This window comes from Corynebacterium jeddahense, from assembly GCF_028609865.1.
In the GTDB taxonomy this organism is placed as follows: domain Bacteria; phylum Actinomycetota; class Actinomycetes; order Mycobacteriales; family Mycobacteriaceae; genus Corynebacterium; species Corynebacterium jeddahense.
In genome coordinates this window covers 366449-389527 of record NZ_CP063194.1, presented here as the reverse complement: position 1 = coordinate 389527, position 23079 = coordinate 366449, and the positions used below count along the sequence as shown (strand labels likewise).

General features: G+C 66.4%; 17 protein-coding genes, 4 tRNA genes and 1 pseudogene. 4 read left to right on the top strand and 18 right to left on the bottom strand.

What is annotated here, in order from left to right:
- Positions 1-8 precede the first annotated feature (8 nt).
- Both CJEDD_RS01885 and cas2e read left to right on the top strand, forming a co-directional pair.
- Entirely contained in the window at positions 9-1313 is a 1305-nt protein-coding gene (locus tag CJEDD_RS01885; protein ID WP_273657482.1) for an ISL3 family transposase, read from the top strand.
- A 28-nt stretch (positions 1314-1341) separates the two neighbouring features.
- Entirely contained in the window at positions 1342-1632 is a 291-nt protein-coding gene (gene cas2e / locus CJEDD_RS01880; protein WP_081764543.1) for a type I-E CRISPR-associated endoribonuclease Cas2e, read from the top strand.
- Here the strand turns inward: cas2e and CJEDD_RS01875 are convergent.
- From CJEDD_RS01875 to CJEDD_RS01835, 9 genes and pseudogenes are all read right to left on the bottom strand, one after another.
- Positions 1629-2912: an ATP-binding protein gene (locus CJEDD_RS01875; RefSeq protein WP_042407623.1), complete on the bottom strand. Its 1284-nt coding sequence runs from the start codon at positions 2910-2912 to the stop codon at positions 1629-1631. The two genes, cas2e and CJEDD_RS01875, sit on opposite strands and share 4 nt — an antisense overlap.
- Before the next feature lie 339 nt (positions 2913-3251).
- On the bottom strand, positions 3252-7250 hold the full coding sequence (locus CJEDD_RS01870) for a DNA-directed RNA polymerase subunit beta' (protein WP_042407611.1): 3999 nt from the start codon (positions 7248-7250) through the stop codon (positions 3252-3254).
- 83 nt (positions 7251-7333) lie between these two features.
- Complete coding sequence (gene rpoB / locus CJEDD_RS01865; protein WP_042407614.1) at positions 7334-10831, bottom strand: DNA-directed RNA polymerase subunit beta; 3498 nt, start codon at positions 10829-10831, stop codon at positions 7334-7336.
- 325 nt (positions 10832-11156) lie between these two features.
- A complete protein-coding gene (pgfA, locus tag CJEDD_RS01860; RefSeq protein ID WP_042407616.1) occupies positions 11157-12077 on the bottom strand; it encodes a cell envelope lipid trafficking protein PgfA in 921 nt (306 codons plus the stop codon).
- Positions 12078-12088: 11 nt separating this feature from the next.
- On the bottom strand, positions 12089-12934 hold the full coding sequence (locus CJEDD_RS01855; protein WP_052333811.1) for an aldehyde dehydrogenase family protein: 846 nt from the start codon (positions 12932-12934) through the stop codon (positions 12089-12091).
- Positions 12935-13019: 85 nt separating this feature from the next.
- Positions 13020-13463 (bottom strand): annotated as a pseudogene (locus tag CJEDD_RS01850) (aldehyde dehydrogenase family protein); the annotation flags it as partial.
- 116 nt (positions 13464-13579) lie between these two features.
- Entirely contained in the window at positions 13580-13969 is a 390-nt protein-coding gene (gene rplL / locus CJEDD_RS01845) for a 50S ribosomal protein L7/L12 (RefSeq protein ID WP_042407618.1), read from the bottom strand.
- A gap of 51 nt (positions 13970-14020) precedes the next feature.
- Entirely contained in the window at positions 14021-14542 is a 522-nt protein-coding gene (rplJ, locus tag CJEDD_RS01840) for a 50S ribosomal protein L10 (RefSeq protein WP_042407619.1), read from the bottom strand.
- A 209-nt stretch (positions 14543-14751) separates the two neighbouring features.
- Complete coding sequence (locus tag CJEDD_RS01835) at positions 14752-16026, bottom strand: phytoene desaturase family protein (protein WP_232297717.1); 1275 nt, start codon at positions 16024-16026, stop codon at positions 14752-14754.
- A 108-nt stretch (positions 16027-16134) separates the two neighbouring features.
- On the opposite strand from CJEDD_RS01835, the gene CJEDD_RS01830 reads away from it, so the two are divergent.
- Complete coding sequence (locus CJEDD_RS01830) at positions 16135-17214, top strand: HNH endonuclease signature motif containing protein (protein ID WP_273657587.1); 1080 nt, start codon at positions 16135-16137, stop codon at positions 17212-17214.
- 27 nt (positions 17215-17241) lie between these two features.
- Here CJEDD_RS01830 and rplA read toward each other — a convergent pair whose 3' ends face one another.
- The 7 genes from rplA to CJEDD_RS01795 form a co-directional block, all read right to left on the bottom strand.
- Positions 17242-17952: a 50S ribosomal protein L1 gene (rplA, locus tag CJEDD_RS01825; RefSeq protein ID WP_042410290.1), complete on the bottom strand. Its 711-nt coding sequence runs from the start codon at positions 17950-17952 to the stop codon at positions 17242-17244.
- 60 nt (positions 17953-18012) lie between these two features.
- Positions 18013-18441 (bottom strand): 50S ribosomal protein L11, encoded by a 429-nt coding sequence (rplK, locus tag CJEDD_RS01820; protein WP_042410287.1) that lies wholly within the window; start codon positions 18439-18441, stop codon positions 18013-18015.
- Positions 18442-18614: 173 nt separating this feature from the next.
- Complete coding sequence (gene nusG, locus CJEDD_RS01815) at positions 18615-19487, bottom strand: transcription termination/antitermination protein NusG (RefSeq protein WP_042410291.1); 873 nt, start codon at positions 19485-19487, stop codon at positions 18615-18617.
- Between the two features lie 108 nt (positions 19488-19595).
- Positions 19596-19916, bottom strand: a complete 321-nt coding sequence (gene secE, locus CJEDD_RS01810) for a preprotein translocase subunit SecE (RefSeq protein ID WP_042410284.1) — start codon at positions 19914-19916, stop codon at positions 19596-19598.
- Between the two features lie 21 nt (positions 19917-19937).
- A tRNA-Trp gene (locus CJEDD_RS01805) sits at positions 19938-20013 on the bottom strand.
- A gap of 66 nt (positions 20014-20079) precedes the next feature.
- A tRNA-Met gene (locus CJEDD_RS01800) sits at positions 20080-20151 on the bottom strand.
- A gap of 35 nt (positions 20152-20186) precedes the next feature.
- Positions 20187-20259, bottom strand: a tRNA-Thr gene (locus CJEDD_RS01795).
- Between the two features lie 302 nt (positions 20260-20561).
- Here CJEDD_RS01795 and CJEDD_RS01790 point away from each other — a divergent pair.
- Entirely contained in the window at positions 20562-21743 is a 1182-nt protein-coding gene (locus CJEDD_RS01790) for an IS1249 family transposase (RefSeq protein WP_273657494.1), read from the top strand.
- A 108-nt stretch (positions 21744-21851) separates the two neighbouring features.
- On the opposite strand, the gene CJEDD_RS01785 is transcribed toward CJEDD_RS01790, so the two are convergent.
- Together CJEDD_RS01785 and CJEDD_RS01780 are read right to left on the bottom strand one after the other, a co-directional pair.
- Positions 21852-21936 (bottom strand) — tRNA-Tyr (locus tag CJEDD_RS01785).
- 59 nt (positions 21937-21995) lie between these two features.
- Complete coding sequence (locus tag CJEDD_RS01780) at positions 21996-23012, bottom strand: polyprenyl synthetase family protein (RefSeq protein WP_042405773.1); 1017 nt, start codon at positions 23010-23012, stop codon at positions 21996-21998.
- Positions 23013-23079 lie beyond the last annotated feature (67 nt).

Below are 23079 nucleotides of genomic sequence, written 5' to 3'. Positions count from 1 at the left end.
ACCCTGTAATGCAGCCTAGTTCCAACATTGTCGCCGATACCATTTGCCGCACCGCGGAGCTTGGGTTGGCGATTACGAATGCCGCCCACAACGACACGCTCACCGTCATCGACTGTGAAGCGCTCGACCCGATCAACTCCTGCCCATCGTGTGGACAGCCAGGTGTGCTGCGTGACCACGTCTGCCGGGAGTTGGTGGATCTTCCTGTTGTCGGGTTTCCCACCCGGTTACGGGTGCGTCTGCCGCGCTTTCGGTGTGTGAACCGCCTCTGTTCGCAGAAGATCTTCCGGGCTGGCCTGGCATGTGCTGACGATCGCTCGAAGGTCACGCATCGGGTGGTGCGCTGGATCTTGCAGCGTTTAGCGATTGACCGGATGAGTATCGCCGCCACCGCCAAAGCACTCGGGATCAGCTGGCAGCTGACATGCGATCTCGCATTGTCCATGGCCAGGGAACTCGTCGCCGACCCCGACCACTTGGCCGGGGTGCGCATTATCGGGGTTGATGAGCACAAATGGGCCCACGATCGACGTGCGGCCGGCGGCGGGTTCGTCACCGTGATCGTGGATATGACCCGCCACCACACAGGCCAACCAGCGAGGTTGCTCGATGTCATTCCGGGAAGAAGCGCGAACGTGCTCACATGCTGGATCAACCAACAGCCGAAAGCATTTCGCGACGAGGTGGAAGTGGTCACCATGGATGGGTTCCAGGGCTACGCCACCGCAGCTGACGAGGCGCTTCCTCACGCAACCCGGGTGATGGACCCGTTTCACGTGGTGCGTCTTGCCGGCGACAAAGTCACCGCGTGCCGTCAGAGGCTGCAGCGTGAAACCTACGGCAGGCGCGGCAGGACCAACGACCCGTTATATAAAAACCGTCGCACCATGCTCACCCGCACCGGTCTGCTTAATGGCGAGCAGCAGCACCGCTTGGATGTGTTGTTCAACTACGACGATGACTACGCGGTGCTGCAAGAGACATGGCTGGTGTACCAGGAGATCATCGACTGCTACGAAGACCCCAACAAGCGCCGTGCGAAAACGAAGATGCGCAGGCTGATCAACCGGCTCCGCGGGCTTCGTCAGGCCGGGCTTCAAGAGCTGACCCAACTCGGGCGAAGCCTGCACAAACGCCGCACCGACATCCTCGCGTTCTTCGATATCGGCGCCTCCAACGGGCCGGTCGAAGCCATCAACGGCCGTCTCGAACACCTCCGCGGCATCGCGCTAGGGTTCCGCAACATCAACCACTACATCTTGCGTTGCCTGATTCACTCCGGCGGCCTCCAACCCAAGATCAACGCACTCTAAAACACGAAGAGCCGGTTTACGCGGCGACCTGACGAAATGGCTTACGGAACTTACACCGGGCACCTTCGTTGGCACGCCCTCTGCGCGTGTTCGGGATTTGCTTTGGGACAGGACCGTGGAACTGGTGAAGGACGGCCGGGCTCTGCTGGTGTATTCGTCGAACAACGAGCAGGGGATGGAGTTCCGGACGCACCGCCACGACTGGGCGCCAACGGACTTCGACGGTCTCACGCTTATGGTGAGACCCGAGTCGCCGAAATCACAAGCTCGCCGAACAGGCTGGAGCAGAGCACGCCAGCAACGGCGTCGTCGATACTAGGCGCCCAGCAGGGCCAAGGGCACGACGGCGACGCCGTCGGCTCGGCGGTAAGCCTGTGAGCCGGTGGTGAGGATGACGAGGTCGGAGACGTCGCCACGCATCTGCTCCTTGAGCCAGTGAAGGTGGCGGACATCCCGGTCGTCGATACCCGCAGCGAGCTTGACTTCGATAGCCAGCAACGCGCCGCCCTGCCCTTCGACTATGAGATCCACCTCATGATCACCACCGTGGGTGCGCAGGTGGAACGTTCGCGCTTGCGCGGCTTGCGCCAGGATCCTCACACCAAGCGCTGCAAGCGACTCGAGCAGCGGGCCGAACATATGCACCCCACGGCCATTCAGCAGGTCATTGGCGGTGAAATTCAGCAAACGAAGTGCGAGCGCGGGATCCGCGAGTTGATGTTTCGGAGCTTGGCTCACACGCTTGAGCGGGTTGTGGAATGATGTCCAGCCTGGAACCGGATCCAACAGCCAGAGTTGCTGCAGGTGGTCCCTATAACGCAATGTGGTGTCTTTCGACGGCTGGTAACCATCACCCCCTGTGGTGGCGTCCAAAATGCTGCTGTAGGTCGCAGTCGTAGAGGAGGCCGCGGCGTACGCAGCAAGCCAGCGCCGCAGGGTTTCGGGCCGGCGCACCTCGATGTCTCGGTCCGGCAGGTCCCGGTCAATGATTCTCAGTAGATAGGAGTCCAACTGGACCTGTTGCAACCTGGCCGGTAAAGATGCGATCCCGGGGAATCCGCTCGACGCGATCGCCTGCGCGTAGTCGACGATTGAAAAATCGCTGGTGCCGCCGATTTTCGCCTGCGGTCCAGCGTAACCGGTGTCTGGTCCGCCTTCACTGCCGTAGAGGAGTTCGCTAAAACTCACGGTTGGTTGCACCACGCCGCGCTCGTGCAGCCCCATCGGGCGCATGCGCAGCGACAGGATCCGGCCCGCTCCCGAGTGTGTCCCGGCAGCATCGACTGGTGTCGCGGAGCCTGTGAGAAGAAAGCGCCCGGGCGGTGCCCCCGCGTCAACCTGGCGGCGCACCGAGTCCCAGACCTGGGGAAGATGCTGCCATTCGTCGAAAAGCACGCCGCCCTCGGGGATGGACTGCAAGCCGAAATCAGCTGCGACGATCTTCCGCTGATCTGGGTCATCCAGGCTGTACGTATGGGCGACGCGCCGCCCCGCCGTCTCTGTTTTCCCTACGCCCTTGGGCCCGTCCAACGCCACCGCCGCCAGGAATGGCATCATCTCGTCGAGCTCTGCATCGATAGTCCTCACTAAGTACGACACATGTGGGACTCTAGCAGCAATTTTGCCGTGCTCGTCCATTTGCGGGTCTCCTACTCGTCCATTTGCGGGTCTCCTACTCGTCCATTTGCGGAAGAGTAGGAAGCACTAGAGCTCAACGAAAATCAGGGTGTCACGCGGGCGCGTTTCCCCACGCCGAATGTCTATACACCGAATTATGCTCTAGTTGCGGCGAGGAGAGGGCAGCGGTGGCGGGGAGAGGGCAGGGTGTGGGGAGTAAGGCGAGGCAGAGCAGCCCGGAGCGGGCATGAAAAGGGCCCGGCCCCGAAAAACGGGGCCGGGCCTGCTAGCAGACCGTGCTACGCCAGAAGCGCGGGCTGTTTAGAGCTCCTCGAAGCCGAACTCGTCCATCGGGACGGAGGCGCCGGTGAACTCGCCGTACCCCTCGTCGCCGTAGATGGAATCGCCGAACGTCGGGATGGCGTACGCCGCGGAGCGCGCCGCCTCGGTCGGCTTGACCTGGATGTTGCGGTAGCGGGAGATGCCGGTACCGGCCGGGATGAGCTTGCCGATGATCACGTTCTCCTTCAGACCGATGAGCTTGTCGGAGCGCTTGTTGATCGCGGCGTCGGTGAGCACGCGCGTCGTCTCCTGGAAGGAGGCGGCGGAGAGCCAGGACTCCGTGGCCAGCGAGGCCTTGGTGATGCCCATGATCTCCGAGCGCATCTCCGCCGGCTCGCCGCCGTCGGCAACCGCGGCCGCGTTGACCTGGCGCGCCTCGGAGAGGTCGACCAGCGTACCCGGCAGGAACTCCGTCGAGCCGGAGTCGATGACGGTGCCGCGGCGCAGCATCTGGCGGATGATGATCTCGATGTGCTTGTCGTGAATCGACACACCCTGGGTGCGGTAGACCGCCTGCACCTCGTCGATGAGGTGCTTCTCCACGCCACGGCGGCCGAGGACCTCGAGCACGTCGTGCGGGTCGGCCGCGCCGCGCAGCAGGCGCTCGCCCACCGACACGTGGTCGCCCTCGCGCAGGCCGCGCTCGATGAACGCGTCCGGGTTGGACTCCATCGGGCGGCGCACCTGAGCGAGACCCTGGCGCTTCGACAGCTTCTCGTAGACCACGTCGTCGGAGCCGTCGTCCGGGTGAATGGTCAGCGTCCAGAAGTTGCCCTCGTCCTCGAGCGTGATCGTGCCGGCCACCGACGCGATCGGGGCGCGGTTCTTCGGCACGCGGGCCTCGAACAGCTCCTGCACGCGCGGGAGGCCGCCGGTGATGTCGCCGCCGACGCCGCCCTGGTGGAACGTACGCATGGTCAGCTGCGTGCCCGGCTCGCCGATGGACTGGGCGGCCACGATGCCGACGGCCTCGCCGATGTCGACGAGCTGGCCCGACGCCATGGACTTGCCGTAGCACTTCGCGCAGACACCGGTCGGCGTCTGGCAGGTGAGCACGGAGCGGACCTTGACCTCGGTGACACCGGCGGCCACGAGGTCGTCGATACGCTCCTCGCTCAGCTCGGTGCCCGCCTCGAGGACGACGTTGCCCTCGGCGTCCTTCGCGTCGGCCGCGACGACGCGGCCCGACACGGAGGTCTCCACGAGGTCGTGGCGCACGAACTTGCCGCCGACCTCCTCGGCCACCGGCACCTTGACGCCCTGGTGGGTGCCGCAGTCCTCTTCACGGACGATGACGTCCTGCGCCACGTCCACGAGACGGCGGGTGAGGTAGCCGGAGTCCGCGGTACGCAGCGCGGTATCCGCTAGGCCCTTGCGGGAGCCGTGCGAGTTGTTGAAGTACTCCATCACGGAGAGGCCTTCGCGGAAGGACGTCTTGATCGGGCGGGTGATGTACTCGCCGCGCGAGTTCACGACCATGCCCTTCATGCCTGCCAGCGTCCAGATCTGGCGCATGTTACCGGCGGCGCCCGACTTCACGATCATCGGGATCGGGTTGTCGTCCGGGTAGAGATCCTCCACGGCCTGGCCGACCTTGTTCGTGGCGTCCTGCCACAGCTCGACGAGGCGGTCGTAGCGGTTCTCCTCGGTGAGCGCGCCCTTCTCCCAGAACTTGCGCTCGATGGCCTCGGCTTCCTTCTCGTACTGCTCGAGAACCTCGGTCTTGTTCGGGAGGATGAGCACGTCGGACATGGAGATGGTCACGCCGGAACGCGTTGCCCAGTAGAAGCCGGCGTCCTTCATCTTGTCCAGTACCTGGGCGACGGTGATCATCGGGTACTTCTCCACCATCGACTGGATGATGTCGCCGAGCAGCACCTTGCCGGAGCCGCCGCCCTTGCGCACCATCGCGCCTTCCTGGTACGGGAAGTTGAACGGCAGCAGCTCGTTGAACATGATGCGGCCGAGGGTCGTCTCGGTCATCCACGCCTGGCCCTTGGTCCAGCCGTCGGGGAACTGCTCTTGCTCGATCTCCGGGGTCGGGCGCAGGTGGTCGATGCGGACCTTGATCGGTGCCTGCAGGCCTAGCACGCCGCGGTCGTAGGCCATGATCGCCTCGCGGTACGACGAGTACACGCCGCGCTCCGGGCCGTTCTCGTCGGCAGGCTGGTACGCACCCTCGCCGCCGATCTCCTGCGGGCCCTTAAGCATGGTGAGGAAGTACAGGCCGGTGACCATGTCCAGGCGCGGCATCGCCAGCGGCTTGCCGGACGCCGGGGACAGAATGTTGTTCGAGGACAGCATGAGGATGCGGGCCTCGGCCTGCGCCTCAGCGGACAGCGGCAGGTGCACAGCCATCTGGTCGCCGTCGAAGTCGGCGTTGAACGCCTCGCAGGCGAGCGGGTGCAGCTGGATGGCCTTGCCCTCGACGAGCTTCGGCTCGAAGGCCTGGATGCCCAGGCGGTGCAGCGTCGGGGCGCGGTTAAGCAGCACCGGGTGCTCGGAGATGGCCTCCTCGAGCACGTCCCACACCTCGGGGCGCTGGCGCTCGACCATGCGCTTCGCGGACTTGATGTTCTGCGCATAGTCGTTGTCCACCAGGCGCTTCATCACGAACGGCTTGAACAGCTCGAGCGCCATGCGCTTCGGCAGGCCGCACTCGTGCAGCTTGAGCTGCGGGCCGACGATAATCACGGAACGGCCGGAGTAGTCCACGCGCTTGCCCAGCAGGTTCTGGCGGAAGCGGCCCTGCTTGCCCTTGAGCAGGTCGGACAGGGACTTCAGCGGGCGGGTGCCCGGGCCGGTGACGGGGCGGCCGCGGCGGCCGTTGTCGAACAGCGCGTCGACGGACTCCTGCAGCATGCGCTTCTCGTTGTTCACGATGATCTCGGGCGCGCCGAGGTCGATCATGCGCTTGAGGCGGTTGTTGCGGTTGATCACGCGGCGGTACAGATCGTTAAGGTCCGAGGTGGCGAAGCGGCCGCCGTCGAGCTGGACCATCGGCCGCAGCTCCGGCGGGATCACCGGGATCGCGTCGAGAATCATGCCGGCCGGATCGTTGCCGGAGCGCTGGAACGCCGCGACGACGCGCAGGCGCTTGAGCGCGCGGACCTTCTTCTGGCCCTTGCCCTCGGCGATGATGGTGCGCAGCTCCTCTGCCTCGGCGTCGAGGTCGAAGTTGCGGATGAGGGTCTGGATCGCCTCGGCGCCCATGCCGCCGGTGAAGTAGTCCTCGTAACGGTCGACGAGCTCCTCGTAGAGGTTCTCATCGATGATCATCTGCTTCGGCGCGAGCTTCTGGAACGTGGTCCAGATCTCGTCGAGGCGCTCCACCTCGCGCTCGCCCGCCTCGCGGATGTGCTGCATCTCCTTGTCGGCCGCGTTCTGCACCTTCTTGCGGGCAGCCGCGGTCGCGCCGGAAGCCTCGAGCTCGGCAAGGTCCTCCTCGAGCTTCTGCGCGCGGTCGGCGATCTCGGAGTTGGTGTCGTCCTCGACCTCCTTTTTCTCCATGAGCATCTCCGCCTCGAGGGTGGACATGTCGTTGTGGCGCGCCTCCTCGTCGACGGAGGTGATGATGTTCGCCGCGAAGTAGATGATGCGCTCGAGGTCCTTCGGCGCCAGGTCAAGCAGGTAGCCGAGGCGCGACGGGACGCCCTTGAAGTACCAGATGTGGGTGACCGGGGCGGCGAGCTCGATGTGGCCCATGCGCTCGCGGCGCACCTTGGACTTGGTCACCTCGACGCCGCAGCGCTCGCAGATGATGCCCTTGTAGCGCACGCGCTTGTACTTGCCGCAGGCGCACTCCCAGTCGCGGGTCGGGCCGAAGATGCGCTCGCAGAAGAGGCCGTCCTTCTCCGGCTTCAGGGTGCGGTAGTTGATGGTCTCGGGCTTCTTCACCTCGCCGTGGGACCAACGGCGGATGTCGTCGGCGGTGGCCAGGCCGATGCGAAGCTCGTCGAAGAGGTTTACGTCAAACACGTAAAAGTTCCTTTTCAGTAGTTTTTGCTAATGCGTTCGTTTGGTCGTCGATACGCAATTGCTTCTCGACGACCACCTGGCGCCTACGCCGTATCGGCAGCAGCACCCTCGTCGCGGGACAGGTTGATGCCAAGCGAGGAGCCGGCCTGATCGAACTCGTCGTCGTCGCCGTCGAGCTCCATCGGGGTGCCGTCGGTGGAGAGAACCTCCACGTTGAGGCACAGCGACTGCAGCTCCTTGAGCAGCACCTTGAAGGACTCCGGAATGCCCGGATCCGGGATGTTGTCGCCCTTGACAATCGCCTCGTAGACCTTCACGCGGCCCACGACGTCGTCCGACTTGATGGTGAGCAGCTCCTGCAGGGTGTAGGCGGCGCCGTACGCCTGCATCGCCCACACCTCCATCTCGCCGAAGCGCTGGCCACCGAACTGGGCCTTACCGCCGAGTGGCTGCTGCGTAATCATCGAGTACGGGCCGGTGGAGCGGGCGTGGATCTTCTCGTCCACGAGGTGGTGCAGCTTGAGCATGTACATGTAGCCGACCGAAACCGGGTACTTGTACGGCTCGCCGGAGCGGCCGTCGAAGAGGCGGGTCTTGCCAAACTCGTCGACCATGACGTCGCCGTCGCGGTTCGGCTTCGAGTTCGCGAGCAGGCCCGCGATCTCGTCGTTGGTCGCGCCGTCGAACACCGGGGTCGCGGTAAGCGAGTTGGCCGGCACGTCGTAGAGGTGCTCCGGCAGCGTCTCCAGCAGCTTCGCGTTCTTCGGGTCGTCCGGGTCCACGGTCCAGCCGGCCTTGGCCAGCCAGCCGAGGTGGATCTCCAGCACCTGGCCGATGTTCATACGGCGCGGCACGCCGTGGGTGTTCAGGATGATGTCCACCGGGGTGCCGTCCTCCATGAACGGCATGTCCTCCTGCGGCAGGATCTTGCCCACAACGCCCTTGTTGCCGTGGCGCCCGGCCATCTTGTCGCCGTCCTGGATCTTGCGCTTCTGCGCCACGTAGACGCGGATCATCTCGTTCACGCCCGGCGACAGATCGTCGTCGTCCTCACGAGAGAAGCGGCGCACGGCAATGACCTTGCCCTGCTCGCCGTGCGGCACCTTGAGGGAGGTGTCGCGCACCTCGCGAGCCTTCTCGCCGAAGATGGCGCGCAGCAGGCGCTCCTCCGGGGTGAGCTCGGTCTCGCCCTTCGGGGTGACCTTGCCCACGAGGATGTCGCCGTCGCGCACGTCCGCGCCGATGCGGATGATGCCGCGCTCGTCGAGGTCCTTGAGCACCTCCTCGGAGACGTTTGGGATCTCGCGGGTGATCTCCTCGGCGCCGAGCTTCGTATCGCGGGCGTCGATCTCGTGCTCCTCGATGTGCACGGAGGTGAGGATGTCCTCCTCCACCACGCGCTGGTTGAGGATGATGGCGTCCTCGTAGTTGTGGCCTTCCCACGGCATGAAGGCGACGAGCAGGTTGCGGCCGAGGGCCATCTCGCCGTTCTTCGTGCCCGGGCCGTCTGCGATGACCTCGCCGGCCTCGACGCGCTGCCCCGCGGACACGATCGGGGTCTGGTTGTAGCAGGTGCCCTGGTTCGTGCGCTCGAAGGTGCGCAGCATGTAGGTGTCGCGGCCGCCCTCGTCGTCCATGACGGTGATGAAGTCGCCGGTGACGTTCTCAATCACGCCGGCCTTCTTCGAGATGACCACGTCGCCCGCGTCGTACGCGGCGCGCTGCTCCATGCCGGTGGCCACGTAGGCCGCCTCGGAGCGCAGCAGCGGCACGGCCTGCTTCTGCATGTTCGCACCCATGAGCGCGCGGTTCGCGTCGTCGTGCTCGAGGAACGGAATCATCGCCGTGGCCACGGAGACCATCTGGCGCGGGGAGATGTCGAGGTAATCGACGCCCTTCGGGCCGACGACGCCGATGTCGCCGTCCTTGAGGCGGACCTCGATGCGCTCGCCGGTGAGGTTGCCGTCCTTATCCATCGGGGTGGCCGCCTGCGCGATGGCGTAGCGGTCCTCCTCGTCGGCGGTGAGGTAGTCGATCTGGTCGGTGAGCTTGCCGTCGTTGACCTTCTGGTACGGCGTCTCGATGAAGCCGAACGGGTTCACGCGCGCGTAGGACGCGAGCGCGCCGATGAGGCCGATGTTCGGGCCCTCAGGGGTCTCGATCGGGCACATGCGGCCGTAGTGGGACGGGTGCACGTCGCGCACCTCGATGCCGGCGCGCTCGCGCGACAGGCCACCCGGGCCGAGCGCGGAGAGGCGGCGCTTGTGGGTGAGGCCAGACAGCGAGTTGTTCTGGTCCATGAACTGCGACAGCTGCGAGGTGCCGAAGAACTCGCGGATCGCCGCGGAGACCGGGCGCACGTTGATCAGCGACGTCGGGGTGATGGACTCCGCGTCCTGGGTGGTCATGCGCTCGCGCACGACGCGCTCCATGCGGGAGAGGCCGACGCGAACCTGGTTCTGGATGAGCTCGCCCACGGTTCGCAGGCGGCGGTTGCCGAAGTGGTCGATGTCGTCGGTGTTGATCGGGACGACCTCGCCGTTCGGCGACGTCATCTCCGTCTCGCCGGCGTGCAGGCGCACGAGGTACTCGAGGGTGGTGGCGATGTCCTCTTCGGTGAGCGTCATCAGCCCGTCGTGGTCGCCGCCGAGGCCAAGCTTGCGGTTGACCTTGTAGCGGCCCACGCGGGCGAGGTCGTAGCGCTTCGCCTTGAAGAAGGAGTTCTCGAGCAGGGACTGCGCGAGGTCGCGCGTCGGCTGCTCGCCCGGGCGCTGCTTGCGGTAGATCTCCAGCAGCGCCTCGTCGGTGTTGGACACGCCGTCGGACTCGAGGGTGGACATCATGATCTCGGAGAAGCCGAAGCGCTCCGTGATCTGCTCGGTGGTCCAGCCGAGCGCCTTGAGCAGCACGGTGACCGGCTGGCGGCGCTTGCGGTCGATGCGCACGCCGACGGTGTCGCGCTTGTCCACATCGAACTCGAGCCACGCACCGCGCGACGGGATGACCTTCACGGAGTGCAGCGGGCGCTCCGTGGACTTGTCGATGGTCTCGTCGAAATACACGCCCGGGGAGCGCACGAGCTGGGAGACGACGACGCGTTCGGTGCCGTTGACGATGAAGGTGCCCTTGTCCGTCATCAGCGGGAAGTCGCCGATGAAGACGGTCTGGGACTTGATCTCCTGCGTATCGTTGTTAATGAACTCCGCGGTGACGTACAGCGGCGCGGAGTAGTTGATGTCCTTGTCCTTGCACTCGTCGATCGTGTACTTCACGTCTTCGAAGCGCGGCTCGGACAAGGTCAGGCTCATGTTGCCGGAGTAGTCCTCGATCGGGGAAATCTCCTCGAGGATGTCCTCCAGGCCGCTTGTCACGCGGGCGTCCGCCCCGCGGTTCGCCTGCTCGCGCTCGCGCCACTCAGGCGTACCGACGAGCCACGCGAAGGATTCGAGCTGCACATCTAACAGGCCCGGGACAGTGATCGGCTCATTAATCTTCGCGAACGAGTATCGTTCGGGAGCCCCGGGGATATCAGCCATATTCATGGTCTGGTCTGAGACTGCCAAGTTGGGTCCTTCCAGCACCTCTGGCGGAGGCCCGCCGGCCCGCGTCTGGCTTCGCGGCCCAGCGGCGTTTCCGCAGGATAAGTTAGCATTCGGTCTGCTTCAGAAGTCCCGCCCCCAGAGACAGCAAAATCACCTTGTCAAATCGGAAATTTCTTCCCGCTGCACAAGGCTCTGCGTACGCACCGGAGACGGCTTCCAGCGCAACGAATAACCTTATACAAACCCTCTCAGTTTGTAAAGGGATACCATCGCCGCCGCCCGCCCCCGCGTTACAGCTCCCGTCGCGCCCGGTGCCGTCTGGGCGCTGCTGCGGGGAAGCCTACCACCCCGCGCGGCGGCGGGGTCAAACGCGACGCGCCGAACGCACCAGCGGAATCAGCGCGATGGCGAGCCCCACCAGCGCGAGCAGCGCACCGGTCCACGCCACGCCGCGCCACAGCGCCCGCGAGGCGAGTCGCGGTTGCGCGTCCCCGATCCGGGACACCAGCGTCTCGACGTCCTCCCGGTCCGCCTTGCCGTCGTACGTCACCACGTTTCGCACTCCCCTGCCCGCGGCGTCGCCGTAGTAGTCGTCGACGCGTTCGTCGATGCCCACGACCAGGCCCGTCTCCCGGTCCACGAGCAGCTTCCGGTCCGCGGCGTGAAAGAGGAACGTGCGCGCGCCGTCGACCGTGAGCGTGTTGCGCGGGTCCGCGTAGCGCTGGGCGACGTTCGTCGACGCGATGTGCTGGGTGTAGCGGACCACCGTCCGCCCGGCGATCTCCTCCTCGCCTGCGTATTCCGCCGGCGCGGCGCCGCGCAGGACGGGGTCGAAGACGTCCACCGTCTGCTCCCCGGCGGGGGCGGGCAGCTTGAGCCAAGCGCCGTCGAGACGCACCTGCGTCGCCGGCATCGCCATCACCGCGGCGAGCTCCGCGTCCCCCACCGCAGCGCCGGAGACGCGGTCCATGACGTAGGCCCACGTGGACGCGGTGACGAGGTTGTCGAAGTCGGAGCCCGCCTCGCCCGCGCGCAGGGTGTCGCCGACGCGCACGCTCGCCGTGTCGTCGTCTGCGGGGTCGTTGATCTCCATGTGCAGCTGGCGCGTCACCGGCGCCGGGCGGCCGTCGCGGGTGCCGTCCGGGTCCTCGATCGTCCACGTCACGTCGCCGAGGGCGAGCGGCAGGCGCGCGCCCGTGAGCAGGACGTGCGGCGCGACGAGCCCGGCCACCGCAAGCGCCACGCCGAGACCGGCAAGCGGGGCGGCGACATTGCGGACAGACATGGTGGGCCAGTCTAGCCCAGCCGCCGCGCTGCCCGGCCGAGCAGGCCCGACATCGTCGTCCAGCGCATCTCGGTGACGTTGCGCGGCTCCGTGTACTTCGTGATGCCGTGCTCGCCATGGCGCCGCCCCATGCCCGAGCGCTTCCACCCGCCCATCGGCGCGCCGAGCGCCATCCACGCCGGGGCGTAGCCCTCGTTGATGTTCACGGTGCCGCTCTCGAGGGCGCCCGCTAATCGACGAGCTGTCGCCGGAGCCGCCCACACCGACGAGTTCAGCCCGTAGTCCGTGGCGTTCGCCCTGGCCACCGCCTCCTCGAGCGTGTCCACCACCTCGACGTAGACCACCGGGCCGAAGACCTCCTGGGAGTGCAGGTCGGCGTCCGGAGGGACGTCGATAAGCACGGTCGGCTCGAAGAAGGCCGGGCCGGTGCGGCGGCCCCCGGTGAGCGCGGTGGCCCCCTTCGCCAGCGCGTCGTTCACGAACGCCTCGATGCGGTCCGTGTGTTCCGGCGAGATCTGCGCGCCCATGTCCACGTCCCACCCGCGGCCCGGGCCGACGCGCATGGACGCGGCGTGCTCGACGAACGCGGGGATGAAGCGCTCGGCGGCGGGGCGCTCGACGTAGATGCGCTCGATGGAGATGCACAGCTGGCCGGAGTTGGCGAAACAGGCGTGCACCGCGGCCTCGGCGGCGCGGTCGAGATTGGCGTCGGCGGCGACGATCATCGCGTTCTTGCCGCCGAGCTCCATGGAGTAGTCGATGAGGCTCGCCGCCGCCTGCTGCGCCAACCGCGTGCCCGTCGCCGTCGAGCCGGTGAACATGAGGAAGTCGCACTCTTCGACGATGGCCTGGCCCACGTCCCCCCCCGTCGCCGGGCACGACGTTGAACACCCCGTCCGGCAGCCCCGCCTCGCGCAGGATCCCCGCCGCCTTGAGCGCCGAGAGCGGCGTGCGCAGGTCCGGCTTGAGCACGACCGCGTTGCCCGCCACCATCGCCGGGATCGCGTCGGAGACCGCGAGCGCGAGCGGGTAGTTGAACGGCGCGATCACGCCGACCACGCCCTTCGGCGGGCGCTGCTCGCGCGCGGTGGTGAGCAGCGGCGCCGGGGTGAACCGGCGGCGGGTCTTCAGTTGGCTCGGCCCGGTCTGGGCGTAGTACAGCGCCGTCGCGGCGACGTCGGCAACCTCCTCGAGCGCGCTTGCGCGGTTCTTGCCGTTCTCGTCCTGGATGGTGTCCAGCAGCTCGTCGCGGTGCTGCGCCACAAGGAGCGCGAACCGGCGGAACACGGCGGCCCGCTTCCGCGCGGGCGTGGCGGCCCACGCGGGCTGGGCGGCCCGGGCGCGCGCGAACGCCTCGCGCGCGTCATCCGCGGTGCACTTGCACACCCGCCCCACGGTCTGCCCGGTCGCCGGGTTGGTTACCTCGATCACCCGCCCGACGGTACGCGAAACCCCCCCGGCCGCGGTTGCGGCCGAAGGGGGCGTCGATAAGCAGCGAATGCTTACTTGAGGGTGACCTTCGCGCCAGCCTCTTCCAGCTTGGTCTTCGCAGCCTCGGCGTCGTCCTTGTTGGCGCCCTCGAGGATGGCCTTCGGGGCACCCTCGACCATCTCCTTGGCGTCCTTCAGGCCCAGGCCCGGAACGAGCTCGCGGACAACCTTGATCACGCCGATCTTCTTGTCGCCAGCGTCCTCGAGGACGACGTCGAACTCGTCCTTCTCCTCAGCGGCAGCCTCGCCGCCGGCGGCCGGAGCGCCCGCAGCTGCAACAGCAACCGGAGCGGCAGCGGTCACGTCGAAGACCTCCTCGAACTCCTTGAGGAACTCGGAGAGCTCGATGAGGGTCATTTCCTTGAACTGCTCGATGAGCTCGTCCTTGGAGAGCTTTGCCATGATGGCATCCTTTCTGTTGTGGGCCGATCCGGCCCGGGTTAAAGAGTGTGTTTACGCGGCTTCCTGCTTGTCCTGCAGCGCAGCGACAAGGCGAGCCGTCTTGGAGGCCGGGGCCTGGAAGAGGCCGGCAGCCTTGGCCAAGGAACCCTGGAACGCGCCAGCAAGCTTGGCAAGGGTGGTCTCGCGATTGTCCATCTCGGCGAGCGCGTCGACCTGGGAAGCGTCGAGGACGTTGCCGTCCATGTAGCCGCCCTTGATCACGAACGCGTCGTTATCCTTGTTGAACTTCTTCATCACCTTCGCAGCGTCGACGGCCGCGTCGCCCTTGATGAACGCGACGGCGGTCGGGCCGGTGAGAAGATCGTCGAGGCCCTCGATGCCCTGCTCGTTCGCAGCGATCTTGATGAGGGTGTTCTTGGCGACGTGGTACTCGACATCGAAGCCCAGCTCACCGCGCAGCTCCTGCAACTGACCCACGGTCAGGCCGCGGTACTCAGTGAGCACGACGGAGCTCGCCTCGGCGAACTTGCCACGGAGCGCTTCGAGCTCCGCAGTGTTCTTCGGGTTTGCCATGACACACGCCTCCTTCCGATACTTCATGTCCTTCAATCCGCCCGGGGCAAAGGAAAATGCCCCGTGCAGAAGCACGGGGCACGCGTGAAAGGCGCCTCGTTTCTCCTGCGTGGGCCGGCCCCTGGAGCGGGGCGCCTTCGACTCTGTTGCCAGAGTGACCGACGGTCTTCGGTGAAACTTGAGCTCGGCTCAAACTTCGGTTGAGGATGTTAGCCGGAAAGGGCGCCGGGATCAAAATCGCGCAGCGCCGCCTCCGCCGCCCACCACCCCGGCATCCCGTGCACGCCGGCGCCGGGGGCGGCGGCGCTCGAGGCGAGGTACTCCCCCGCGCCCAGGCGGTGCGGGAGGCGGATGAGCGGGTGCGCGCCGTTCGCGATGTCGCCGCCGACGAGGCACGGGTCCCAGCGCTCGAGGTCCGCGGGGCTCGCCTCCACGACCCGTTCGACGACGTCGCGGAAGCCGGGCGCAAACCGCTCGACCTGGCGGGTGATGAGCTCGCGCACCTCGCCCGGGTAGCGCTCGCGGTAGCCGGCGGGGACGTGGGCGTACGTCCACAGGCTCAGGCCCCGCTGCGGGTCGGCGACGAACTGCTGCGCGGCCATGACGAACGGGCGCTCGGGCAGCCGGCCGCGGCGGATGGCCCGCTCGGCGTGGTCGATCTCGCGAAGCGTGCCGCCGAGGTGCACCGTCGCGGCCTGCCCGACGCGCGGGTCGCGCCACGGCACGGGCTCGTTGAGCAGGAAGTCGACCTTGTGAACGCCGGGCCCGCGGCGCCGTTTCGGCGCGTTGTGCGGCACGTCGCGGTTGCAGTGGATTCGCCCGCCATGCTTCTCGACGAGCTCCGCCAACCCCCGCGCCACCGCCTCCGAACCACCCTTGGCCACCGGCCAGCCGCGCGTCATCCCGAGCGCGCCGAACAGCACGCCGAACGCGGCCGTGCCCGCGCGCGTCGGCGGGAGGATGGCGTGGGCCGCACTGCCGGCGAACAGCGCCCGGGCGCGCTCGGTGCGCAGCGGCACGGCGGCCGCGGGCCACGCGCCCCGGGCGCCGAACTGGGCGAGCCGCAGCGGGTGTGCCGGCCAGCGGTTCGGTGGGGCGAGGGCGTTAGCGAGGTGCGCGTCGATGTGATGGACGACCGGGGCGTGGATGCCGCGCCAGACGCGGGCGTCGGGGCCGAGCTCGGCGGCGGTCTGCGCGAGGCTGCGGTGGAGGAAGGCGGCGCCGTCGTCGAGCGGGTGGGCCATCTCGATCGGGGCGCGCAGCCACTCGACGTCGAGCCCGAGCTGCGCGAACGCCGGGGACGCGGCGCCGAACGGGTGGCAGGCCGCGCCACGGTCGATGAGGCGCCCGTCGATCACGTCGGTGCGCGCGGCGCCGCCGACCCTGTCCGCGCGCTCGAACACGTCGACGCGCCAGCCCGCCTTCGCCAGCCGCGCCGCCGCGGTGAGCGCGTTGACGCCGGCGCCGATGATGACCGCTTCCACGCGTGCGATTGTGCCAGCTGTGGATAACCGCGTGTTGGTTGCGGGAGTTATCCACAGGTTTCGGTGGGTGGTCTTGACACCGAATTGGTTTCCCCTAGTGTGACGGGCATGAACCCATTCGAAGCACTCGCACTCGCGGTTGGGGCCGGCGCCATCGACGCCCTCGCCCACTACGACCGCGACGCGCTCACCACCGCCGGCGTCAAACCCGACACGCTGCGCGAATGGGCACGCATCCACACCGTCTACTACGGGCCAACCCGCTACCGCGCCCAGCAACGCCGCGCGCTCACCCTCGCCCGCGACAACGGCACAAGCCTGGACAAACTCGTCTTCATCGAAAAACACCTCACCCGCTTCACCGGCACCGAGCAATGGAAACTACGCCACGCCCTGCTTTGCGTACGCGGCACCTACGAAACCCTGCGCCGCCGCGCCAACGACATCCTCCCCACCGCCGAACCTCAACCGGCGAAAAAACAAATGACGTTTTCCGCCCCCAAACACGGACGCACCCGCATCACCATCACCGCCGACGACCGCCGCGCCGCCGACCTCGAACACGCCCTCCGCCACCACATCGACCCCACCCAACCCGCAGCACCCCAAATGGAAGCCGCGTTCTGGAACCTCCTCGACGCCGGCGAAACCGTCCCCGCCGCCGCACCCCGCCCCATGATCCTCCTGCCCCTACCCGAATACACCCGCATCACCGCAGGATTGGGCGACGACGTCATCCTCACGCTCACCGACGGCACCACCATGACCGGGGCCGAATTCCTCTCGTTAGAGTTCGGCGACACGCTCGACGTCGCCGCGTTCCACCCCGAAGCAGGTGCCGTCAACCTCTACCGCACCCAACGCCTCGCCAACACGAAACAACGCGACCTCGCCCGGCTCGTCATGCCGGTATGCGCGTTCCCCGGCTGCCGCCACGGGGCGCAAGCCTGCGAGATCCACCACGTCACCGCCTGGAAACACGGCGGGGAAACCAACCTGGACAACCTCGCCCCGTTGTGTCGCTACCACAACCGCGTCAACGACGACGACCCATCGCGCAACAAACGCGGCCACATCGCCATGATCCGCGGCGCACCATGGTGGATCAGCCCCCACGGAACCCCAGTGAAAAACTCCAACCGCGGGGCCATAGACCAACTCTTCGGGCACGAAAAAGCGCCCCGGTAGCAACCGAGGCGCTGGATCGTGGGTGAACTATGCCTTGGTGGCGTAGTTCTTCTCCACGGAGGTGTCCACCGGCACGCCCGGGCCCTGGGTCGCGGAGACGGTGACCTTCTTCAGGTACACGCCCTTCGCGGACGCCGGCTTGAGGCGGTTGACCTCGTCGAGGAGCGCGCCGTAGTTCTCGGCGAGCTGCTCCGGGGTGAACGACGCCTTGCCGATGATGGCGTGCAGGTTCGACGCCTTGTCAACGCGGAAGGCGATCTTGCCGCCCTTGGAGTCCTGGATCGCCTTCGCGACGTCCGGGGTCACCGTGCCCGTCTTCGGGTTCGGCATGAGGCCGCGCGGGCCGAGGACGCGGGCGACGCGGCCGACCTTGGCCATCTGGTCCGGCGTCGCGATGGCGACGTCGAAGTCGAGCTGGCCGTTGTTGATCTGCTCGATGAGCTCGTCGGTACCCACGATGTCGGCGCCGGCTTCCTTCGCCTTGGTGGCGTTCTCGCCCTCGGCGAAGACGGCGACGCGCACGGACTTACCGGTGCCGTGCGGCAGGTTCACGGTGCCGCGCACGAGCTGGTCGGCCTTGCGCGGGTCGACGGAGAGGCGCATTGCGACGTCGATAGTGGCGTCGTACTTGTCCGAGGCGGTCTCCTTCGCGAGGGTGACGGCGTCGAGCGGGTGGTACAGGTTGTCGCGGTCGACCTTGGCGAGCTGCTCAAGGTAGCGCTTGGACTTCTTAGCCATGTTGGATTTCCTTCCGGAAGTTGTGGTGCGGGCCTGGCTCGGCCCTGCCACATGGGGTTGTTACTTCTCGACCTCGATGCCCATGGAGCGGGCGGTGCCAGCGATGATCGCGGCGCCAGCCTCGATGTCGCGGGCGTTGAGGTCGTTCTTCTTGGTCTCGGCGATCTCCTTGCACTGCTCCCAGGTGACCTTACCGACCTTCTGGGTGTGCGGGACGCCGGAGCCCTTCTGCAGACCGGCGGCCTTGAGCAGCAGGGACGCGGCCGGCGGGGACTTCAGGACGAAGTCGAAGGAGCGGTCCTCGTAGACCGTGATCTCCACCGGGACGATGTTGCCGCGCATGGACTCGGTCGCGGCGTTGTACGCCTTGGTGAACTCGACGATGTTCACGCCGTGAGCACCGAGCGCCGGGCCGACCGGCGGGGCCGGGTTTGCCATGCCAGCTTCGATCTGAAGCTTGATCAGGCCAGTGACCTTCTTCTTAGCCATCGAATTACCTCCTAGGTACAGCGCCCGCGGCCACGATGAGCTGCCGCGGGGCTTCCGGATGCCGGGGGTGAACCCAGCCACCGGGGATATGAAAAACGAACACGTCGCGTGCGCTCGCAAGCACACGCGACGTGACAGAGTACGCCGGAGGGGCGTCGAGAAGCAAAATGCTCCTACATGATCCGCTCGATCTGGTCGGCGGTGAGCTCGACCGGGGTCTCGCGGCCGAAGATGGACACGAGCGCCTCGATCTTGCCGGTCTCCGGGTCGATGGCGTTGATCGTCGCGGACACGCTCGCGAGCGCACCGGAGAGGATGGTGACGGCCTCGCCGACCTGGTAGTCGTGGGCGACCTGCTTCGGGGCCTCGTCGTCCGGCATGGCGACAACGGTCTCGCCCTCCGCATTGACCTCGGGCTTCGCCCCGGTTGCGGCGGACTTCGGCAGGAGGAACTTGGCCACGTCGCGGTGCTTCACCGGCGTCGCGTTGCCCTCGTTGCCCACGAACGACGTCACGCCGGGCGTCTCGCGGACCACGGACCAGGCGGCGTCGTTCATGTCCATGCGCACGAGCACGTAGCCGGGCAGCAGCTTGCGCTTGACCAGCTTGTTCTTGCCGTCCTTGTTCTTCTCCAGCACCTGTTCGACGGGCACGACGACCTCGTAGATGGAGTCTTCGACCTCGAGGGTCTGGCTGCGCATCTCGAGGTTGGTCTTCACCTTGTTCTCGTAGCCGGAGTAGCTCTGGATGATGTACCAGTCGCCGGGCTGCTTCTTCAGCTCGCGGGTGTACTCGCGCAGGCGGCGCTTGTACTCGCTGTCGTCGGCGTCCTCAGCCTCAGCGCCGGACTCGGCCTCGGCCTCGGCCTCGGCCTCGGCGTGACTCTCACCCTCCTCGTCGGAGGAGTCACCGCCCTCGGTGCCGGCCGGGTCGTCGTCGCCCTCGCGGACGGGGTCGGTGCCCGGCTGCACGGGAGCGCCCTCGTCGATCATCTCTTGCTCGTTGTTCTCGAGCGCGCCGTTGACGTCGTTGTTCGCCTCAGTCATTGTCATCTCCTCGTCTGTGGTCGTGTGCACCCCAGGGTACCGGGGCAAAAAGTATCCCGCCTTCCTCGGCGTCCGAGGGGCGGGAAACGTTTGTGCCAGCGATTGTACCTAGCGGATGAAGATCCAACGAATCACCCAGGCGGAGAGGGCGTCGATGCCCCACACGAAGATGGTGAGCACCACCAGGAACGCGAAGACGATAAGCGTGTAGTTGAGCATCTGGCGCCCGGTCGGCCAGATGACCTTGCGCATCTCGGAGGCGACCTCGCCCGGGAACGCCGCGACGCCCTTGCCGGTCTTCTCGCCGTCCGCGTCGACGAGCGCAGGCGCGCGCTTCGCCTCGTAGGAATCCGAGGACACCGGAGCGGCGCCGCGCAGCTGACGCTTACCGGTCGGCTGCGCCGCGTTCTGACCGTTGGGGTTAGTCACGAAAACTCCTCCACGTTGTTTTGGCAGGGGCGACAGGACTCGAACCTGCAACCTACGGTTTTGGAGACCGTTGCGCTACCAATTGCGCCACGCCCCTAGGGCACCGCATTCACAGTGCGCCTAACCCTACCACGGGGGCCACGAGGCTCCCGCACAAGGTGCGTAGCGATGGAGAGAATTGAACTCTCGACACAGCGATTATGAGTCGCTTGCTCTACCACTGAGCTACACCGCCATGTGCCCGCCCGCCCGAGGGCGGACAAACAACAGAGCCCCCTGACAGAATCGAACTGTCGACCTTTTCCTTACCATGGAAACGCTCTGCCGACTGAGCTAAGGGGGCACAGCCTCTATGTTGTGGGTCTTGCTCGACCCGCTCCGTTGAAGCCTTGAAGAGATTAACCCGATCGTTTCCACAAACACAAATCGCCAGCCCACCCCCGCTTTTTCGCACTTGCTTAGCGACGCCCCTCCGGCCCCCAACGGGGTTAAACGACAAAATGTGTGTCCGGATTCGTCGATTTGTTTGGGATGACCAGGGGTAATCCGGAAAGTATATGCTCCTGGAGCTTATATCCGCCCCGGGGCGGCGAAATACTGGGGTGTGACAGCAGCATGTGGTAGTAGCCGGTGTTGGCTTGATCAATGCCGAAGAACCAACCCCGCTGCCAGGTGTGCGGCGGCGAGATGAAACGCAATGGAAAGACTTCTGCCAACCGCACCCGGTGGCGGTGCAAGAACTGCGGCGCTTCCACCACCAAGCAGCGCCCCGATATCACCAACTCCGCAGCCTTCGCAGCATTTATCGCCCACCTCACGACCGGTGCAAGCTTGAACACCGCTGCCGCCGAAGCAGGGTGTCATCCTCGTACCCTGCAACGCCGGTTTGAACACTTCTGGCTAGTTGATATCCCCGATCCCACAATCGGGCACGAAGGCCGGGTTTACGACCAGGTCTTTCTTGACGGCACCTACACCGCCGGTGGGTGTCTCATCGTGGCCGCCACCTTGGATCACGTCATCGCCTGGCACTGGTGCACACGTGAAACCACCCGCGACTACCAAAGACTTCTCGAACGTATCCCCGCACCCCTGATCGCTGTCATCGACGGCGGCCAAGGTGCTGCCAGCGCGATCAAGACATGCTGGCCCACAACGAAAGTGCAGCGCTGCCTCGTCCACGCCCAACGCGTGGTACGCCGGCACACCACCGCACGCCCACGCACCGATGCAGGACGAGCGATCTACCAGCTTGCGCTCAACCTCACGAAAATCACCGATCTTGACGAAGCCGCCGCGTGGGGTGCGCAGCTGCACGAATACGGCACTATCTACCGCGACTGGATGAACCAGAAAACGTGGACAACCGACCCGGCGACACGGCAACGCACCTGGTCATGGACACATGAACGCACCCGCAAGGCCTACAACAGCCTCAACCACCTATGGCGCAACCAGCTGTTATTTGTCTATCTCGACCCACCCGACGGTGTCCTCGATGCCAGCCGGATCAAATCCACCACCAACAGCCTAGAAGGCGGCATCAACGCCCAACTGAAACTGCTGGCCCGCACCCACCGCGGCAGATCCGGGGAGCATCAACGCCGGATGCTGGAGTGGTGGCTGTATCTGCAAACGGAACTGCCTGACGATCCGGTAGAGATCGCCAGGCAGTCCAACTGGGGCCAGGACCAACTCGCCAAAGTATCCACCCTGACCCACAACGAGAACCAAGCCGACCACGAAACCGGACGACCAGCCCTCTACGACAACGCTATCGACACCAACTACACACACTCAATCGGCATCCAAAAAGGCCACATCTAACCCCGCGACACGCCGGAGCCAGACACACATTTTGTCGTTTAACCCCCCCAACGCCCCCTCCCCCGGCAACCCAAAACCCCGCCGGTACGAAACCGACGGGGTGAATGTTGGTGCCAGGTAGAAGATTCGAACTTCTGAAGGCAATGCCGGCGGATTTACAGTCCGCTCCCTTTGGCCGCTCGGGCAACCTGGCAAGCACCGAAGTGCGGGGTTTACTCTACACAACGCCCCGCACGGGAGGAAATTGCCTGCTTATCCCACCCGCTCGACGGTCATGCGGGTCATGTTACGCAGCGCCTCGCGCGCCGGAATGTCGGGCAGGCCCTCGAGTTCCTCCTCCACCACGGCGAGGTACTCGCGCGCCTTGTCTAACGCGCGCTCCCGCCCGCCGGTCTGCGCGAGGAGGTCGAGGGCATGGGCGACGTCGGCGTCGTCGGTAAGCGGGCCCGTGAGCAGGCCGCGCAGCTCCTCCCCGGCCGGGGAGTCCTCCTCGAGCGCGTAGAGCACGGGCAGGGTGAACACGCCCTCGCGCAGGTCGGTGCCGGGGGTCTTGCCGGACTGTTCGGGGTCGGAGAAGATGTCGATGATGTCGTCGACGATCTGGAAGACCATCCCCACCGCGTCGCCGATGCGCGCGCACCGGTCCACGACGTCCGCCTCCGCACCCGCGTGCCGCGCGCCGAGGTACGCCGCCGAGGAGATGAGCACACCCGTCTTCTCCTCGATCACCGTGAGGTAGTGCTCCACCGGGTCGCCGCCCTGCGCGCCGACGGTCTCGCGCATCTGTCCGGTGACCAGCTTCTCGAAGGTGTCGGCGAAGTGGCCGACGGTGTCCAGGTCCATTGCGCTCATGAGCCGCGACGCGTGCGCGAAGAGGATGTCGCCGGCGAGGATGGCCACGGTGTTCGTCCAGCGCGCGTTGGCGGACTCGACGCCGCGGCGGCGCTCGGCCTCGTCCATAACGTCGTCGTGGTAGAGCGTGGCCAGGTGCACCACCTCCACGACGGTGGCGCCGCGGACGACGTTCTCGCTGCGTGGGTCGGGCCCGAACTCCGCGCACAGCAGCGCCATCATGGGCCGGAAGCGCTTGCCGCCGGCGGCGGCGAGGTGCGTGACCTTGTCGGTGAGGAAGCTTTCCACGCGGGACAGCTCGGCCCGCAGCCTGTCCTCCACCGCCTCCAGCCCGGAGTTCAGCCGCGCGTTGAGCGCCTCGTCGCCTAGGTCCAGGTTGAAGCCGTGGCGCGGTGACGGAGTGGTGCCGTGCGTCATCGAAAACGTCCTTGCAGGTTGGAGGGGCACATGGATAACACGCTAACCGTAGCCCAACCCACCCCGC